The organism is Xanthomonas sp. BRIP62411, assembly GCF_003993525.1.
GTDB classification, from domain to species: Bacteria; Pseudomonadota; Gammaproteobacteria; order Xanthomonadales; family Xanthomonadaceae; genus Xanthomonas; species Xanthomonas euroxanthea.
Genome location: NZ_QEZI01000005.1, coordinates 25,504 through 41,827 on the forward strand (window position 1 = coordinate 25,504; position 16,324 = coordinate 41,827).

Annotated in this window: 14 protein-coding genes; 7 read left to right on the plus strand and 7 right to left on the minus strand. The window is 68.1% G+C overall.

The features are described 5' to 3' along the window. Positions 1 to 53 precede the first annotated feature (53 nt). A complete protein-coding gene (locus EO139_RS02015; protein WP_104649175.1) occupies positions 54 to 1,244 on the minus strand; it encodes an MFS transporter in 1,191 nt (396 codons plus the stop codon). A gap of 97 nt (positions 1,245 to 1,341) precedes the next feature. On the opposite strand from EO139_RS02015, the gene EO139_RS02020 reads away from it, so the two are divergent. The 4 genes from EO139_RS02020 to EO139_RS02035 all read left to right on the plus strand — a co-directional run bounded on the left by EO139_RS02020 (position 1,342) and on the right by EO139_RS02035 (position 5,230). Continuing rightward, positions 1,342 to 2,250 carry a LysR family transcriptional regulator gene (locus EO139_RS02020; RefSeq protein WP_126969173.1) on the plus strand — a complete coding sequence of 303 codons (909 nt, stop codon included), beginning with the start codon at positions 1,342 to 1,344 and terminating at the stop codon, positions 2,248 to 2,250. 61 nt (positions 2,251 to 2,311) lie between these two features. Further along, complete coding sequence (locus EO139_RS02025; RefSeq protein ID WP_115675822.1) at positions 2,312 to 4,234, plus strand: MFS transporter; 1,923 nt, start codon at positions 2,312 to 2,314, stop codon at positions 4,232 to 4,234. 241 nt (positions 4,235 to 4,475) lie between these two features. After that, the gene (locus EO139_RS02030; RefSeq protein ID WP_104583533.1) at positions 4,476 to 4,820 is read left to right on the plus strand and encodes a CD225/dispanin family protein; all 345 of its coding nucleotides are present in this window, start codon (positions 4,476 to 4,478) and stop codon (positions 4,818 to 4,820) included. Further along, a complete protein-coding gene (locus EO139_RS02035; protein ID WP_126944613.1) occupies positions 4,820 to 5,230 on the plus strand; it encodes a DUF2752 domain-containing protein in 411 nt (136 codons plus the stop codon). The genes EO139_RS02030 and EO139_RS02035 overlap by 1 nt, the downstream gene beginning before the upstream one ends. A 220-nt stretch (positions 5,231 to 5,450) precedes the next feature. On the opposite strand, the gene EO139_RS02045 is transcribed toward EO139_RS02035, so the two are convergent. The 6 genes from EO139_RS02045 to EO139_RS02070 form a co-directional block, all read right to left on the minus strand. Continuing rightward, the gene (locus EO139_RS02045; RefSeq protein WP_126969174.1) at positions 5,451 to 6,344 is read right to left on the minus strand and encodes a hypothetical protein; all 894 of its coding nucleotides are present in this window, start codon (positions 6,342 to 6,344) and stop codon (positions 5,451 to 5,453) included. Positions 6,345 to 6,423: 79 nt separating this feature from the next. Continuing rightward, positions 6,424 to 7,314 (minus strand): NAD(+) diphosphatase, encoded by an 891-nt coding sequence (gene nudC / locus EO139_RS02050; protein WP_126944622.1) that lies wholly within the window; start codon positions 7,312 to 7,314, stop codon positions 6,424 to 6,426. Between the two features lie 312 nt (positions 7,315 to 7,626). After that, positions 7,627 to 8,889, minus strand: coding sequence for a lipase family protein (locus EO139_RS02055; protein WP_126969253.1), 1,263 nt, complete (start codon positions 8,887 to 8,889; stop codon positions 7,627 to 7,629). Between the two features lie 645 nt (positions 8,890 to 9,534). Then, complete coding sequence (gene erpA / locus EO139_RS02060; RefSeq protein WP_024938186.1) at positions 9,535 to 9,921, minus strand: iron-sulfur cluster insertion protein ErpA; 387 nt, start codon at positions 9,919 to 9,921, stop codon at positions 9,535 to 9,537. Between the two features lie 83 nt (positions 9,922 to 10,004). Beyond that, positions 10,005 to 10,454 carry a polymer-forming cytoskeletal protein gene (locus EO139_RS02065; protein WP_104583528.1) on the minus strand — a complete coding sequence of 150 codons (450 nt, stop codon included), beginning with the start codon at positions 10,452 to 10,454 and terminating at the stop codon, positions 10,005 to 10,007. A 3-nt stretch (positions 10,455 to 10,457) separates the two neighbouring features. Continuing rightward, positions 10,458 to 11,195, minus strand: a complete 738-nt coding sequence (locus EO139_RS02070) for a DUF6776 family protein (protein ID WP_104583527.1) — start codon at positions 11,193 to 11,195, stop codon at positions 10,458 to 10,460. Between the two features lie 127 nt (positions 11,196 to 11,322). Between EO139_RS02070 and EO139_RS02075 the strand changes: the two genes are divergently transcribed. Genes EO139_RS02075 through EO139_RS02085 form a run of 3 tightly spaced genes read left to right on the plus strand, consistent with a single transcriptional unit; the run spans position 11,323 to position 16,247 of the window. After that, a complete protein-coding gene (locus EO139_RS02075; protein ID WP_126969175.1) occupies positions 11,323 to 11,949 on the plus strand; it encodes a DUF4126 domain-containing protein in 627 nt (208 codons plus the stop codon). Positions 11,950 to 11,987: 38 nt separating this feature from the next. Then, entirely contained in the window at positions 11,988 to 13,940 is a 1,953-nt protein-coding gene (locus EO139_RS02080; RefSeq protein WP_164739679.1) for an EAL domain-containing response regulator, read from the plus strand. A 39-nt stretch (positions 13,941 to 13,979) separates the two neighbouring features. Beyond that, a complete protein-coding gene (locus EO139_RS02085; RefSeq protein ID WP_164739693.1) occupies positions 13,980 to 16,247 on the plus strand; it encodes an ATP-binding protein in 2,268 nt (755 codons plus the stop codon). Positions 16,248 to 16,324: the final 77 nt, after the last annotated feature.

Here is a 16,324-nt window from a genome sequence, read left to right on the forward strand (position 1 = left end):
CACGTCCGGGCCACGCCCGTCCAACGCCTGCGGCGTCGCTCCGTCCGCTGCGCCTACTTCCACTGCTTGCGCGCCACGCTCAGTCCCACCCAGCCCAGCGCGGCCACCGCCAGCACCGCCCCACCGATCACCACACCGTTCCAGCCGGCCTGCGCATAGGCCGCCGTGCCCAGCGTGGAGCCCACCGCACCGCCGATGAAGTAGCAGGTGATGTAGGCCGAGGTGATGCGATTGCGTGCGTTCGGATTGCGCTGGTAGATCACGCTCTGGTTGGCGATATGCACGCCTTGCACCGCGATATCCAGCAGCAGCACGCCGACGATCAGCAGCGCGATCGACTGCGGCGCAAACGCCAGCAATCCCCATGACAGCAGCAGCATCACCAGCCCGCCCCAGCTGACGCGGTCGCCATGGCCGTGGTCGGACCAGTGACCGGAACGGTTGGCCGCCAGTGCGCCGGCCGCACCGATCAGGCCGAACAGCCCGATCACCGCCGTGCCATAGCCATAGGCGGGCCCGGACAACAGGAACGCCAGCGTGGTCCAGAACATGCTGAAGCCGGCAAAGATCAACCCGCCCAGCACCGCGCGCGCGCGCAGCACCGCATCGTCGCGCAGCAGCGTCAGCACCGAGCCCACCAGCTGCGGATACGACAGCTGCGCATTGCCCGGGTGCCGCGGCAGCCCGCGCCACAGCAGCCAGGCGGTGACCAGCAACAGGCCGGAGGCGATCCAGTACACCGTATGCCAGCCACCAACACCGGCCAGCACCCCGGCCGCGGTGCGCGCCAGCAGGATGCCCAGCAACAGGCCGCTCATCACCGTGCCGATCACCCGCCCGCGCTCGTGCGGGGCGGCCAGGGTCGCGGCAAACGGCACCAGGATCTGCGCCGCCACCGAACTGGCACCGGTGACGATCGTGCCGGCCAGCAACATGCCGAAGCTGTGCGAGACGGCGCTCACCAGCAGGCCCAGCGCACTGAGCACGAACAGGCCGACGATCAGCCCGCGCCGCTCCAGCCGGTCGCCCAGCGGCACCAGCAACAGCAGCCCCGCCGCGTAGGCCAGCTGCGCGGCAGTCACCACCGCGCCGGCACTGCGCACCTGGATCCCGAACGCCTGCGCCAGCGTCTCCAGCAAGGGCTGCGCGTAGTAATTGCTCGCCACCGCCAGCCCGGTGGCGGCGGCCATCAGCAACACCAGCCGGCGCGGCAATGGCGGGTGGGCAATCGGTTCGACGGTCATGGCAGGTGCCTGCTGAAGGAGTGGGCGCAGTGTGGGCAGCGACGCGGCATCTTTCCAATGTATTGTTTTCACTGTGTCCATCGCGTTTTGAGATCGCATGCTGACCCTGCGCCAACTGGAGTTCGCCGTGGCCGTGGCCGAGGAAGGCGGCTTCACCGCCGCCGCGCGCCGTTGCAACACCGTGCAATCGGCGCTCAGCCACCAGGTCGCCAAGATCGAGCAGACCCTTGGCGCACGCCTGTTCGAGCGCGGCACCCGTCAGGTGCGGCCCACCGCCGCCGGCGAGGTATTCCTGCACAACGCCCGCGCCACCTTGCGCGCGGCCGAGCGCCTGCACGAGGAAATGGCCCAGGCCCTGGGCACGGTGCGTGGCCAGCTCACGCTGGGGCAGATTTCCTCGCTCACCACCGTGCAGCTGCCGGCGCTGCTGCGCGCGTTTCGCAACGCGCATGCGCGGGTGGACGTGCACCTGCGCACCGCCATGAGCGAGGCCCTGCTGCACGACCTGGGCGAAGGCCGGCTGGACGTGGCGCTGGTCGGCGTCGGCCCGCAGGTCGCAGTGCCCGACCAGCGGCTGCTGCTGCACGAGGAGGCCCTGGCCCTGATCGTGGCGCCCGGCCATCGCTTTGCCACGCGCAAGCGGGTGGCGCTGGCCGAGCTGGACGACGAACCGATGGCCGGGCTGATCGCCGGCGCCGGCGTGCGCGGCATCGTCGATGCGGCCTTCGCGCAGGCCGGTTTGCGGCAACGCCAGCAATACGAGGTCACCCACGCCGATCTGATGCGCGAACTGGTCGCCGCCGACCTGGGCGTGGGTATCGTGCCGCAGACCATGGCCGCGGCCATGCGCGGGGTGGTGACGGTTGCACTGAAGGAGCGCTTCGGCTTTTCGACCTATGCGGTGTGGCGGCCCGACCCCACCCCGGCCGCACGCGCCTTCGTGGCGCTGCTGCGCGCCCAGGCCGCGCGGCCCGCGCCATCGGCACGCACGCCGCGCCGCGCGTAGCGGCATGCACCAGCCCGCCGTGGAAGCCTGCTAGGCTGCGCGCGTTCGCAAAGGAAACTGCATGTCCGGTCACAGTCAGTTCGCCCTGCTCAGGCAGCGCCGCTTCTTGCCGTTCTTCGCCGTGCAGGCGTTGGGCGCCTTCAACGACAACGTCTACCGGCAGGCCATCATCGGCCTGTTGTTCTACCTGGGCATCGATGCGGCGCAGCGCACGCTGTACACCAATCTGGCGCCGGCACTGTTCATCCTGCCGTACTTCCTGTTCTCCGCGCTGGCCGGGCAGATCGCCGAGAAGCTGGAGAAGCAGAAGCTCATCGTGATCACCACCACGATGGAGATCGCGATCATGTCGCTGGCGGCGGTGGGCTTTCTCACCGAGAACATGGTGATCCTGCTGATTGCGCTGTTCTGCACCGGCCTGCAGTCCACGCTGTTCGGGCCGGTGAAGTATTCGATCCTGCCTTCGGTGCTCAAGCCCGAGGAACTCACCGGCGGCAACGGCCTGGTCGAGATGGGCACCTCGATCTCGATCCTGTGCGGCATGATCTTCGGCGGGCTGATCTTCCAGATCGCCGGCAGCCACGGCCCGGAGGCCGCAGCCACCGCGGTGATTGCCATTGCCGTCACCGGCAACCTGGTCGCGCGGCTGGTGCCCAAGGTCGACGCCGGCGCGCCCGAGCTGAAGATCAACTGGAACCCGATCCCCGAATCGCGCGCCATCATGCGCCTGACCCGGCGCACGCCGGCGGTACGCAACGCCGTGCTCGGGGTGTCGTGGTTCTGGTTCGTCGGCACCGTGCTGACCGCGCAGCTGCCCACCTATGCGCAGGTCAATCTTGGTGGGCAGCAGGATCTGTACGTGTTCGCGCTGGCGCTGTTTTCGATCGGCACCGGTGTCGGTTCGCTGCTGTGCGAGCGGCTGTCCGGGCGCACCGTCGAAATCGGCCTGGTACCGCTGGGCGCGTTCGGCATCAGCGCCTTCCTGCTGGACCTGTATTTCGCACGCCCGGGCGCTGCGCCCGCCACCGATCTGTCGATCGGCCAGTTCGTGCAGCAGGCCGGCAGCGTGCGCTTGATCGTGGATCTGGTCGGCATCGGCCTGTTCACCGGTCTGTTCGTGGTGCCGTTATTCGCGTTGATCCAGAGCCGCACGCCCAAGGCCGAACTCTCGCGCGTGATCGCCGGGCTCAACATCCAGAATTCGCTGTTCATCGTCACCGCCGCCATCATCGGCATCGCGCTGCAGTTGCCGCAGCTGGTGCTGTTGGGCGTGCGCATTCCGCTGCCGGGCCTGAGCATTCCGCAGGTTTTCCTGGCGTTGGCGCTGGCCAATACGCTGGTGGCGCTGTGGATCTTCACCCTGGTGCCCGAGTTCCTGATGCGCTTTCTCAGCTGGGTGCTGGTGAGCGTGCTGTACCGGCTGCGCGCACGCGAGATCGACCGCCATGTGCCCGAGGAAGGCGCCGCGCTGCTGGTGTGCAACCACGTCAGCTACATGGACGCGCTGATCCTGTCGGCGGTGATCCCGCGCCCGGTGCGCTTTGTCATGTACTACAAGATCTTCCGCATCCCGGTGATGCGCTGGATATTCCGCACCGCCAAGGCGATCCCGATCGCCGGCGCGCGTGAAGATCCCGCGCTGATGCAGCAGGCCTTCGACCGTATCGACGCGGCGCTGGCCGACGGCGAACTGGTGTGCATCTTCCCCGAAGGCGCCTTGACCCGGGATGGCGAGATCGCAGCGTTCAAATCGGGCGTGGAAAAGATCCTGCAGCGCCGCCAGGTGCCGGTGATTCCGATGGCACTGCGCGGCATGTGGTCGAGCATGTGGAGCCGCCGCGACACCCGCCTGGGCCGCATGCGCGTGCCGCGCCGGATCCGCGCGCATATCGAAGTGGCCGCCGGCCCAGCGGTTCCCGGCGACGCGGCGACCGCCGCGCTGCTCGAGCAGCAGGTCCGTGCACTGCGCCAGGATCAGCCATGAGTGCGGCCGGCGTGGGCTTTGCGTCCGTCGCGCGCCGCGAGTAGCCTGTGCGCCATTGCACGTATTGCCGCCGCGCTCGCCTAGCGGGCGCGACAAGAAGGACCGGGGGAAGTCGCCGTACGCCACATCACCGTGTCAGACGCGTTCGCCGTGACCGGCGGACGCTGCCTGCGCGGCCCATCGCTGCCTTCCCCACGCGCTGCAACATCTCGCTGTTGTTTACCACCCAAGGAGCTTCACCATGAGTGCCATCCCACCGCCGATCCATCCCTCGTCCAGCGCCGCACCCGGCCCGGTCCCCAATCACCTGATCTGGGCGATCGTCTCCACCGTGCTCGGTTTCTGCCTGTGCTGCCCGGCCCTGATCACCGGCATCGTGGCGATCGTGTTCTCCAGCAAGGTCAACGGCCTGCTCAACCAGGGCGACATCGACGGCGCACGGCGTGCCTCCAACACCGCCAAGACCTGGTGCATCGTGACCAGCGTGCTGGCCGTGATCGGCCTGCTGATCAACATCGGCGTGGTCGCCACCGGCGGCATGCAGGGCTACATGGACTACATGCAGCAGTTGCAGCACATGCAGTAATGGAATTGCGTCCACGCCATTGGCTTGGACTCGGGGCGGCCACCAGCGTGGCCGCTCTCGGCGTGTCGTTGCTGTATCGCTTTGATCCGAACGCGAGCAACAGCCCGTTCCCGCCCTGCGTGTTCCGTGCCGTGACCGGCTGCTATTGCCCCGGTTGCGGCATGACCCGCGCGCTGTATGCGCTGGTGCACTTCGATCTGCCCGGCGCCTTCGCCATGAACCCGGCCGCCGTACTCGGCCTGTGCACCCTGCCCGGCCTGATCGCCTGGAAGGCCGGTTGGCGCGCGCGCTGGTTCGCACCGGTGGTTGCCGTCATGTCCGAGCCGAAGTTCTGGTTATGGGCATTGCCGATGTATTGGATTGCCAGAAACTTGCCGTGGTACCCGTTTACCTTGCTGGCGCCGGGTTAGACCGCAAGGATCAAATCTGTGAACTTAGAGCAAGAATCCGAGCACGCCACTGAGCTACTAGTCGGAAAGATTGTTAAGTCTGTTAGACGTCACCGACCTGGCGAAGTCGTCATCCAGTTCGAAGATGGAAGCCGGCTCTTCGTGGACGTCAATGGCGATGCTCTTGAGCTTTCTATCACCGATTGCACAGGTGATTAACTGCCTCTAATCGGGCCTGGTGTTAACGCACCCACCCGGCGATCACCAGCAACGCCAGCACCACCATCCACAGCAGCAGCACGCGCCAGACCAGACTCATCGCATCGCGCACTTCCGGCAGGCGGCGCCACACCGGCACCAGCCCTGCATCGGTGTAGTCGTGCGCTTCTTCGCGCAGTTCGGCACTAACGCTGGCACGCGCCACCGCACCGAGAAAATGCGGCTCCAGCGACCACCGATTGCCATGCGCTTCACGCCAGGCACGGAACACCGTGTCGAAATTGCCCACCAGCGCCATCGACACGGTGATCAACTGCGCCACCGGCCATTCCAGCGCGGCCAGCAGCCAGCGCGCGCCGGCCAGGTTGCGCGGCGGCAGCAGCACCGACAGCGGGCTTTCCACCGCCAGTGCCGTCAGCCGGTACAGCACCGCACCGAACGGCCCCAGCAGCAAGAACCACCACAGCACTGCGAACCAGCGCCGCAGCCCGTTGACCACCACCGCTTCCACCAGCGACGGCGCATCTTCGTGCACGCTGCCGCCGGCGGCCTGCAGGTGCGAGATGGCCTCACGCCGCAACGCCGGCGCGTCGGCATCGATCACCGCTTCCACATCGCGGTCCAGATCGCGCGGTCCCCAGGTCCAGGCCAGCACCGCCACGCCGAACAGCAAGGCCCAGAACCCGCGCCACACATCGTCCAGCAGCCATTGCAGCAGCACCACTACCAGCAGGGCCGGCAACAGTGCCAGCAGCACGCCATAACGCCCCTGCCAGGCACCGCGCCCGGCCGCATGGCTGTCCAGCCGGCGTAGCCACTGGCCGAACCATTCGAAACGCCGCAGCCGCGCCACCTGGGCGGGCGCCAGGTGGCCCAGCGCAAGTGCGACGACGACAGCAACCAGGGTGGTGAACATGGGTGGGCCTCCTCAGCCGAGTCTAGCCGAGCCGCTGCACGCGCACCCGATCTGCGTGCGCTGCGCCGCTCGCCCCGGCTCAGCCATGGACGCGATGCCAATGCTCGATCAGCGCGCGCGCGATGGAAATACGCGGCGGCAACCCGATCTCGCCGTCGCCGGCCAGTGCCGCGGTGACCTCGGCATGGCTGACCCAGCGCGCGTCTTCCAGTTCGCCGGTGACCTGCGGCACTTCGCTTGCCGCAGCGCGCGCGCTGAAGCCCAGCATCAACGCGCCCGGGAACGGCCACGGCTGCGCGCCCAGGTAGCGGCAGTCCTGCACCTGCACACGGGTTTCCTCGAACACCTCGCGCGCCACGGTCTGCTCCAGCGACTCGCCGGGTTCGACAAAGCCGGCAATCACCGAGTAGCGCCCCGGCGCCCAACTCGCCTGTCGCCCCAGCAGCAAGCGCGCGCCATCGCTGACCGCCACGATGATGGCCGGATCCACGCGCGGGTAATGCTCGGTCTGGCATTGCGTGCAATGGGCGATGAAGCCGGCCCGCCGGAATGCAATCGCCCCGCCGCAGACACCGCAAAAGCGCGTGCGCGACTGCCAGTGCAGCATCGCGCGCGCGTAGGCGAACGCGGTGGAGACGTCTGCCGGCCAGTCGGCGGCGGCCTGGCGCAGGTCGATGCGCTGCGGCGCTTCCACACCCGGCACATCGGACGGCAGGCAGAACCAGCCGACCTCATCGCGCAGCCCCAGAAAGATCGCTCCGTCCGGCGCTTCGCCAAGCGCGGCGCCGTCCATCAGCAGCGGCTGGCCATCGGCATCGGCCAGCGCGGTGCCCTTGGCATCGAGCAGAAGCACGCGGCCTTGCGGCCACAGACGCGCCAGCGCAGCAGCATCGTCACGCAGCAGATCGCCGCGATCCAGCGGCGCGTGGGTGAAGGCAAAACCGGAGGCGGAAAAGGAAGGCTCTGACATCGGCGCAAGCCTGCCGATAATCGGCATCGCCTGCAACCGGCGCGCCACGGATGCAGGCCCGGCTGGCGGCGCGCGTTCAGACGTTGCCACGGGCCCGCGCTCGCCGACGGTGCTGACTGCGTCACATTGCGCGCTGCGCCGCACGGCAGGGCACGCGCGATCGGCACGGCGTTGCGGCAACCAGGTCGAATCCGGGCATGCTCAGCCTTGTCGCCTGCAACAGCGACAAGGCCTCGATCGGAGCGTGACGCGTCCAGGCGGACCCGGGACGCGACCGATCATCGGCGCTGGCAGCGCCTCACCATCCAGGCCTCAGCGCTGCTTGTCCAGCAGCTGATGCCGTACGGCGACGATGCACGGCTCATTGGTGGTCAGATGCACGAAAGCCGAGTTGTCGTTGGGGTCGCCACTGCCGATGTCCACCAGCGCTGCCTGGGTGCTGCCGCGGCGTTTGAAACCGGCAATGGCGGTCACCGCATTCTTCAGCGGGATGGTCGCGTCGTTGGACGAACCGCACAGCAGCGTCGGCGTCTGCGGCGCCCAGTCCAGCACGTCGTTGCGTGCCAGATCCTTGCGGAACGGATTGTCCGGGTTGCTGGCGAAGTCACGGTAGAAGCCGGGCTGGAAATACACCTTGAGCTGATCGATCCCGGGCAGCCTATCGCCCAGCACCAGATCGGTCAGGCCCAGCTTGCCGGGGAACAGCCCCTCGACCCTGGCCGCCCACGGATCCTGAAACACCTGCCCGGCCGCCAGATAGAGATTGCGATACGTGTGCTGCATCGCGACGATCGCGTAGCTGCCCAGAATGATGCCGAAGCTGCTTTCACCGACGGCGTTGCTCCCGCTCCAGCTGTCCACGAAGGTCTGCTCCAGCGCGTAGGGCCCGGAGATCGGCGCGCTGGCCACCAGATGGAACTCGCTGGACAGATGCGCCTCGATTTCCCGCTGGGTTGCCAGTGCGGCATGGCCGCCTTGCGAATACCCCGACAGCATCACCTTGCCGGACAACGGCGTCTTCAGCCGCTGCAACACGCTGCGTGCCGCGCGTAGCGCATCGATCGTCGCACTGGCCTCGGATGCGCTATGCAGGTAGGGATGGAAACCGTAGCTGGATTTGCCCAGCCCCAGGTAATCGCTGCTGACCACCACATAGCCCTGGCTGGCCAAACGGGTGACCAGCGGGTCGTTCCCCTTGGCATCACGGATGTCCTTGGCCTGTTCCTCGTTGCGGAGCGTCGCGGTCGACCGCCCCCAGCCCAGCAACGGATACGGACCGGTGCAACGCTCGCCACCCGGAATCAGCACCACGCCCGACGCCGTGGCCGGCTCGCCATCGACGCCGACGGTGGCATAGGTGAACTCGGCCACGCGCACGTTGCATCTGGGCTGTTCGGTCGCCGGCTCGGCGGTGAGCAATGCGGCAATCGCATCGCGGGTGTAGCTGGTTAGGAAATTGCTGCTGAGCAAGCTGCCGCGCGCGGGTGACGCCTGCGCACCGGGTGCAAGCACTGCGCTGGCGATGCCAAGCATGGCCAGCAGGCCAAACGCCGATCGGGTTCTGATCTGCAACATGGTGAGACGTTCTCTCATGGATGGATGCAAGGGGCGGGGGAGCCGGCGCGACAAAGGAGCGGGATCAGCTGCCCGATCCACGTACGCACGCGTGGCGATGCGCTTACTGCGCCATGGTGTGGAATCGGCATCGCGCGCGGCACGCTCGCTCAGCGCAGTGGCGAGGCCCGCGTGTGTCAGGCAAGACAAGACGCGATGCATGAATGAAGCGAGCATGTCCGGGCACCGGCGCTTGGGCGTGCGTGCAGTATGGCCATCGCCGCACGCGCTCCAGCTCACGCGCACGAAGCTTGCGCGCGCATGGCGAAACCCGCAGCACGCAAATGTTTACAGCGCGTTAGACATGCATATCGATGGCGCGTGGCGCCATACCACCCCGTGGCATTCGTCCCGGTGGCGATCGTCTGCGCGGTCCGTGGCGCACATCGCTCGGCGTTTGACTGCGCCCGGCAAACGGTATCGGTATCGGTGTTGGTGTCGCGCGACATGCATCGCGTCCAAGAGATCCGCAATGCACAGGCGACGTACCGCATGCGGCCCTGTCGCCGCACTTATGCCGCTACCGCACTCACCACGCCGCGCTGAACATGGAAACGCTGCACGCAGCAGATCGCCCGCGCCTCAAACACCGGCAACCGCGCCGATTCAGACGCTGAAGCTGCTGCCGCACCCGCAGGTGGTCTTGGCATTCGGATTGCGGATCACGAACTGCGCCCCGGTCAGGCTTTCGGTGTAGTCCACTTCCGCGCCCATCAGGTATTGCAGGCTCAGCGGGTCGACCAGCAGCGTCACCCCGTCGGTGGCCACGGCCAGGTCGTCCTCGGCGCGGTTCTCGTCGAACTCGAAGCCGTACTGGAAGCCGGAACAGCCGCCCCCCTGGATATAGACGCGCAACGCCAGCTCGGCGTTGCCTTCTTCCTGGATCAGCTCGCGCACCTTGCTGGCGGCGGCCACGGAAAAGTTCAGCGGCCGGTCGATGGACTGGTAGTCCGGGGCCGGGGCGGCGGTGGGAAGCGAAACGAGCGTGCTCATGGCGTCAGCATGGGGGCCAGGCGGCCCCACTTCAAGCGCTGCCTGCCAAACCCGACACCCCGCTTCAGCCGCAGGCCACGCACTCAGGCCTCGGCAGTCTCGGCCTGCAAGGCCTTGGCGGGCTCGGCACGACCGGCGTCCGGCGCCGGCAACGCGGCGGTCGCGCCGGCGGTGGCGGCATGGATCAGGCGCCCGGTGAGCTGCGCACCGGCGCTCATCTCCACCACCTGGTAATGCACATTGCCCTGCACCCGCGCGTTGGCGGCCAGTTCGACCCGCTCGGCCGCATGCACATCGCCGGTCAGCTGGCCGTTGATGATCACCACCGGCGCGCGTACCTCGCCCTCGATGCTGCCCTGCTCGGCCACCGTCAAGATGGCGCCGGCGCCGTCTTCGGCGATCACCTTGCCCAGGATGCGGCCTTCCACATACAGCCCGCCGCTGAACACCAGGTCGCCGCGGATGACCACCTGCGGCCCGATCAAGGTATCGACCACGGTCTGCGCACCACGGTTGGATTTGTTTCCGAACATGAGCTACTCCCCCGCGCCACTCCCGGCGACTTTCCAGTCGAATGTCTGATTGACCGGCGCCCCGTCGCCGCTCAGGGTGATTTTGACACGTTGCGGAGTGAAATCCTTCGGCAGGATCACGCTGCCGTCCAATTGCTGGAAATAGCGGAACGAGTAGGCCTGCCCGGCCGCATCCGGCTTCTGGTGCAGCTCGTTCCAGTTCACCGTGACCAGCTTGCCGGCGCGCACGCCTTCCACCGTAAAGCGCAGCTGGCCCTGGCTGATCGCGCCGCGGTTGAGGTTCTGGGTCAGCACCACGCTGTAGTTCCAGGTGCCGCCGGCCTCTGCGCTGAATTGCACCGAGTGTGCGTTGAGCCCCTTGCGTTGCGCGGTGGAGCCCACCAGGCGCTCGTAGAACGCCACATCCGCGCGCAGTGCGGCGATCTGCTCGTCACGCTCGGCCAGCGAGGCCTGCACTTCGGTGTTGGCGGCGCGGCTGATCTTGTCGGACATTTCCAGATTGACCTGGCGCTGCTGCAACTGCGCAATCTGCCGACGCTGCTGGGCCTGACTGCGTTGCGCCTGCTGCAACGCCGCCTCGGCCTCGACCAGGCGCGGCGCAGCGGTACGGCTGGCCATCCACCATGCCCCGCCCAGCGATGCCAGCCACACCAGCGCGATCACCAGCCACCGCCAGCGGCCGCCGGAACGGCCACCGCCGGAGTCACGTTGGACGATCTGAACGCGTGCGGCTGGTCGCATGGGCATCGGGTCCGGACGGGCCGGCGCAGTCATGGGCGGCGTAGTGTGCCAGAGCGTCGGCAACCATCGTGCTGGCGCTGGACCGCGGTTATCCGATAGTTCCGCATTGTTCGCAGGAAGCAACGCCATGAGCGAAGCCCATCTGTTCGTGATCGGCATCCTGCTGGCCTGGCTGGCCGGCATCCGTGTCTATCTCACCGTCTTCGGTGTCGGCCTGGCCGGCCTGCTCGGCTGGATCGAGCTGCCGCCGGCCCTGCATCCGGCGCAGTCGTGGTGGGTGCTGGGCACCTCCGGTGCACTGGCAGTGGCCGAGTTCTTCGCCGACAAGATCCCCGGCGTGGATTCGGGCTGGGACCTGCTGCAGACGCTGGCACGGGTGCCCGCCGGCGCCTTCCTGGCGGCGGCCACGCTGTCGCCGGACGGTGACCTGAGCACCGGCGTGCTGGCCGCAGGCGCCGGCGTGGCGCTGACCAGCCACACCCTCAAGGCCGGCACCCGCGCCTTGCTCAACACCTCGCCGGAACCGGCCAGCAACTGGGTCGCCTCGCTGGCCGAGGACACCATCGCCACCACTGCCCTGGCGCTGGCACTGGCGCACCCATGGCTGGCACTCAGTGTTGCGGTGGGCTCCAGCGTGCTCGCTACGCTGGTGGTCTGGTGGGTGTGGCGATTTCTGTGGCGGGGCATGCGGCGGCTGGTTGCGCCGATGCGCCCTGCCACCACGCCGGCTGCACGTCGCTCCCCGCTATCGTGAAGTTCATCGCATAATCATCGCGACTGCAGGGAGTATTGATGGCCGCCCGAGATCCGGTTCCTTTCACCCGTGACGACACCGCCACGCGTAATCGTCCACTGCGCGCCGAGACACCGCCGGCCGACTACTGGCGCCGCTGGGCCGACGAGGCCGCAGCGGCATCCAACCCGGCAGAGCCCGTGATTGCCGCCATCATTCCCGCGCCCGCTGCCGCACCCGCATCGATCCTGCCGATGGCACCAGCCCAGGCCGTCGCGCCAGGCGGCAGTGCGCCAGCGACGGCTGCAGCGCCGACGCTGGCGACTGTCTCGGCGTCGCGCGAGGGCGACGACACCATGGCCGCCGATGCACCGTACCGCGTGCTGATCGTCGAGGACGACCGCTCGCAGGCGCTGTTCGCGCAGAGCGTGCTGCACGGTGCCGGCATGCATGCGCAGGTGGAAATGACCGCCGCCAGCGTGCCGCAGGCGATCCAGGACTACCACCCGGATCTGATTTTGATGGATCTGCACATGCCCGAGCTGGACGGCATCCGCCTGACCACCCTGATCCGCCAGCAGCCCGGCCAGCAATTGCTGCCGATCGTCTTCCTCACTGGCGACCCGGATCCGGAGCGTCAGTTCGAAGTGCTCGACAGCGGCGCCGACGACTTCCTGACCAAGCCGATCCGCCCGCGTCACCTGATCGCCGCGGTGTCCAACCGCATCCGCCGCGCACGCCAGCAGGCACTGCAGCAGGTCGGTGAACAGGTCAACGTGCGCAGCAATCCGGAGACCGGCCTGCCGACACGTGCCCATGTGATGGAACTGCTCGCCGATGCGCTGGCGCGCAAGCAGACCGGCGGGTTGTTCTTCATCGAAATCGCCAGCGCGCTCGGCTTGCGCGAGCGCTATGGCTATGCCGCCTATGAGCGCCTGATGACCCAGGCCGGGCATCGCCTGGCCAGTGCCGCGCAGCCGTATCCGCTGGCGCGCCTGAACGACAACAGCTTCCTGCTGCTGGGCGTGGACATGCCCGAATCCAGCCTGGAACAGCAGGCGCTGGAAATCCGCCAGCGGTTGTCGGCCCATGCCTTCCCGGTGCGCGAGGAAGAATCGGTGCACGTGCGCTGCGCCATCGGCGTGGCACCGCTGGGCCTGGGCTTCGACGATACCGGCAGCGCGCTGGAAGCGGTCGAGCGCACCGCGCTGCAGGCACGCCTGCGCAGCGACGGCGTGCAGACCTACCTGGCCCCCAGCCAGGCCGAACAACAGGAGCAGCTGCGCCTGGTCGAAGGCCAGCTCGAACTGGCGTATCAACCGATCGTGGCGGTGGCCGGTGGCGACACGGCGCAATACCAGGTGCTGCTGCGGCTGCGCCAGGCCGACGGCACGCTGCTGTCGGCCGGCCAGGTGATTCCCGCCGCCGAAGCGGCCGGACGTATCGCCGACCTGGACCAGCAGGTCATGGACCACGCGCTCGGCCTGCTGCATCTGTACCAGCACGCCCACCCGCCGCTGCGGTTGTTCGTGTCGCAGTCGCCGCGCACGCTGGCGCGCGATGCCTTCGCCGACTGGTTGCTCAAGGCGCTGGTCGAGCGCGGCGTGGCCGGGCAATCGCTGATCGTCGACCTGCGCCTGGACGATGCCTTGATCCACGCAGTCACCGTGCAGCAGTTCTGCGCCAGATTGATGCAGGCGGGCGTGCAGTTCTGCCTGAGCCAGTTCGAGCCCGGCGACGAAGCCAACGCGCTGCTGAGCCAGCTGCCGCTGAGCTTCGTGCGCATGGCCAACCGCTTCGCCGATGCCCATGGCAATGCGGCAGTCCGCGACGAACTGCGCGGCGTGATCGATATCGCCCATCAGCGTGGCTTGCTGATCATCGGCCAACGCATCGAGGACCCGCAGTCGGCCGCGGCGATGTGGATGAGTGGCGTGGACTTCATCCAGGGCAACCTGGTGCAGACGGTCGGCAAGGAACTGGACTTCGACTTCACGAACGCGGTGCTCTGAGTGACAGCGCGGGCAGGAGGCCTCCGCGCCTGGAGCGGCCTGGCCGTGTTGGCTGCGCTGGTCGCAGCGCTGGGTGCGGGCCTGCAGTGGTCGGCCATCGACGGGCCGTGGCGCACGGTGACGGCCGCCGCTGCAGCGCTGGCAGTGGGGTTCGGCCTGTGTGCCGCAGCTGCCGGCTACCGCAGCGCGCGCGCCCAGCACGCCCTGACGCAACGCCTGGAAGAGGCCGACGTCGTCCGTGAGCGCCTGCAGCAGGAGCTGCAGCGCCACGGCGAGCTTGAACAGGAACTGCTGCGCGCCAAGCAGGCCGCCGAGGCCGCCACGCTGGCCAAGGGCGAATTCCTGGCCACCATGAGCCACGAGATCCGCACCCCGCTCAACGGCATCATCCCGATGCTGGAGCTCATTTCCAGCGGCCAGCTCAGCCTGGACCAGCGCGACATGCTGCAGACCGCCACCGGCAGCTCGCTGCAGTTGCTGCGCATCGTCGACGACATCCTCGACTACTCCAAACTCGAAGCCAACAAGCTCGAACTGGAGATCACCACCTTCAACCTGCGCGAGTTGCTCGACGGCGTCGTACAGCTGTTGCAGCGTACCGCCGAAGGCAAGCAGCTGCGCCTGGGGCTGGATATCGAGCCATCGGTGCGCCTGCTGGTGCGCGGCGACCCGATCCGCCTGCGCCAGGTGCTGGGCAACCTGATCGGCAATGCGATCAAGTTCACCGAGCGCGGCAGCGTCGACATCCAGTTGCGCCGCCTGGGCGAAACCCGCGCCCAGCACCTGCTGCGCTTCCAGGTGCGCGATACCGGCATCGGCATCGCCCCGGATCAGCAGGCGCGCCTGTTCCGCTCCTTCGCCCAGGCCGACGCCTCCACCACGCGCCTGTATGGCGGCACCGGCCTGGGACTGGCGATCTGCAAGCGCATCATCGACCTGATGGGCGGCCGCATCGGCGTGGAGTCCGAGCCCGGGCGCGGCGCCACGTTCTGGTTCGAGATTCCGCTGCTCAAGGTCATCGGCGACCTGCAGCAGAACAGCGGCGCCGATGCCGCCCGGGTGATGGTGATCAGCTCCGACACACGCCTGTCGCAACGTCTCAAGCGCCTGCTCGACGGCTGGGGGGTGTCGCATGTGCTGATGGAGACCACCCAGGAAGCGCTGGAACGGGTGCGTCGCCACAGCGACGGCGAAGGCTTCCGCTGCGTCATTGCCGACCACGACACGCTGCGCTACAGCGCGCGCGCCGTGCATCGCGCACTTGCGCGCCCGGACGACCTCGGTGGCGCGCGCCTGATCTGGTTGTATGGCGACGAGCCGGTGCCTGCCGAGCTGCAGGACCATGCCACCCTGGTGCCGCGCCAGAGCCCGGACGAGACCCTGCGCTCGCTGGTGCTGCCGCCCGATCCAACGCCGGCCCCCGCCACCACGCTGGCCGCGGCGATGATTCCCGAGCCGATGGCACCGGCGCTGGCCAATACGCGCGAAGTGCGCATCCTGCTGGTGGAAGACAACCCGGTGAACCTGCTGGTCGCGCAGAAGCTGCTGGCCGTGCTCGGCTTCGACGCCGACACCGCCACCGATGGCGACGCCGCGCTGAGCAGCATGGAGTCCACCCGCTACGACATGGTCTTCATGGATTGCCAGATGCCGGTGCTGGACGGCTATGCCGCCACCCGCCGCTGGCGCGCGATGGAGACCGAGAGCGGCGGCCGTCCGGTCCCGATCGTGGCGATGACCGCCAACGCCATGGCCGGCGATCGCGAGCGCTGCCTGGCTGCCGGCATGGACGACTACCTGTCCAAACCGGTGGCCCGCGAGCAGCTCGACGCCTGCCTGCAACGCTGGCTGCCGCGTCAACCGCTGCCAGCCGGCACGCCCCATGGCAGCCAGGCCGCAGCCGCCCCCGAAAGCGCCAGCAGCGCCGCGCAGGCGCGCGCCTTGCCGATCCTGGACAACAGCGTGATCGATGAGCTGTACGAGGTGGCGGGCGCGGACACCATCACCATCCTGCAGCTGTTCCTGGAAGATGCGCCGGGCATGATCGAACGCCTGGAAACCGCGGCCACCAACCGCGACAGCATGCAGCTGCGCGATCTGGCGCATACGCTCAAATCCTCCAGCGCCAACGTCGGCGCCCAGGCGCTGGCCAATGCCGCGCGCCGGATCGAACTGGCCGCGCGTACCGGCACCATTGAGCGCCCCTCGGTGATGGTGGCCCTGGTCATCGCCGAATACGCACGCGCCCGCCTGGCATTGCTCGGCCAGGTCGCCCGCCTGCAGACCAAGGCCCGCGCCGCCAACTGAGGGCGGCCAACAAACCGTGGCAGCGGCTGTCAGTCGGGTGCCAAGGACGCGCTCGCAGCAAGAGCGTGCGCGTGGTA

Excerpts from the sequence above, each read along its gene's own strand:
- EO139_RS02015 (WP_104649175.1), bottom strand. The coding sequence starts at position 1,244 with ATGACCGTCGAACCGATTGCCCACCCGCCATTGCCGCGCCGGCTGGTG.
- EO139_RS02020 (WP_126969173.1), top strand. The coding sequence starts at position 1,342 with ATGCTGACCCTGCGCCAACTGGAGTTCGCCGTGGCCGTGGCCGAGGAA.
- EO139_RS02025 (WP_115675822.1), top strand. The coding sequence starts at position 2,312 with ATGTCCGGTCACAGTCAGTTCGCCCTGCTCAGGCAGCGCCGCTTCTTG.
- EO139_RS02030 (WP_104583533.1), top strand. The coding sequence starts at position 4,476 with ATGAGTGCCATCCCACCGCCGATCCATCCCTCGTCCAGCGCCGCACCC.
- EO139_RS02035 (WP_126944613.1), top strand. The coding sequence starts at position 4,820 with ATGGAATTGCGTCCACGCCATTGGCTTGGACTCGGGGCGGCCACCAGC.
- EO139_RS02045 (WP_126969174.1), bottom strand. The coding sequence starts at position 6,344 with ATGTTCACCACCCTGGTTGCTGTCGTCGTCGCACTTGCGCTGGGCCAC.
- nudC (WP_126944622.1), bottom strand. The coding sequence starts at position 7,314 with ATGTCAGAGCCTTCCTTTTCCGCCTCCGGTTTTGCCTTCACCCACGCG.
- EO139_RS02055 (WP_126969253.1), bottom strand. The coding sequence starts at position 8,889 with ATGTTGCAGATCAGAACCCGATCGGCGTTTGGCCTGCTGGCCATGCTT.
- erpA (WP_024938186.1), bottom strand. The coding sequence starts at position 9,921 with ATGAGCACGCTCGTTTCGCTTCCCACCGCCGCCCCGGCCCCGGACTAC.
- EO139_RS02065 (WP_104583528.1), bottom strand. The coding sequence starts at position 10,454 with ATGTTCGGAAACAAATCCAACCGTGGTGCGCAGACCGTGGTCGATACC.
- EO139_RS02070 (WP_104583527.1), bottom strand. The coding sequence starts at position 11,195 with ATGCGACCAGCCGCACGCGTTCAGATCGTCCAACGTGACTCCGGCGGT.
- EO139_RS02075 (WP_126969175.1), top strand. The coding sequence starts at position 11,323 with ATGAGCGAAGCCCATCTGTTCGTGATCGGCATCCTGCTGGCCTGGCTG.
- EO139_RS02080 (WP_164739679.1), top strand. The coding sequence starts at position 11,988 with ATGGCCGCCCGAGATCCGGTTCCTTTCACCCGTGACGACACCGCCACG.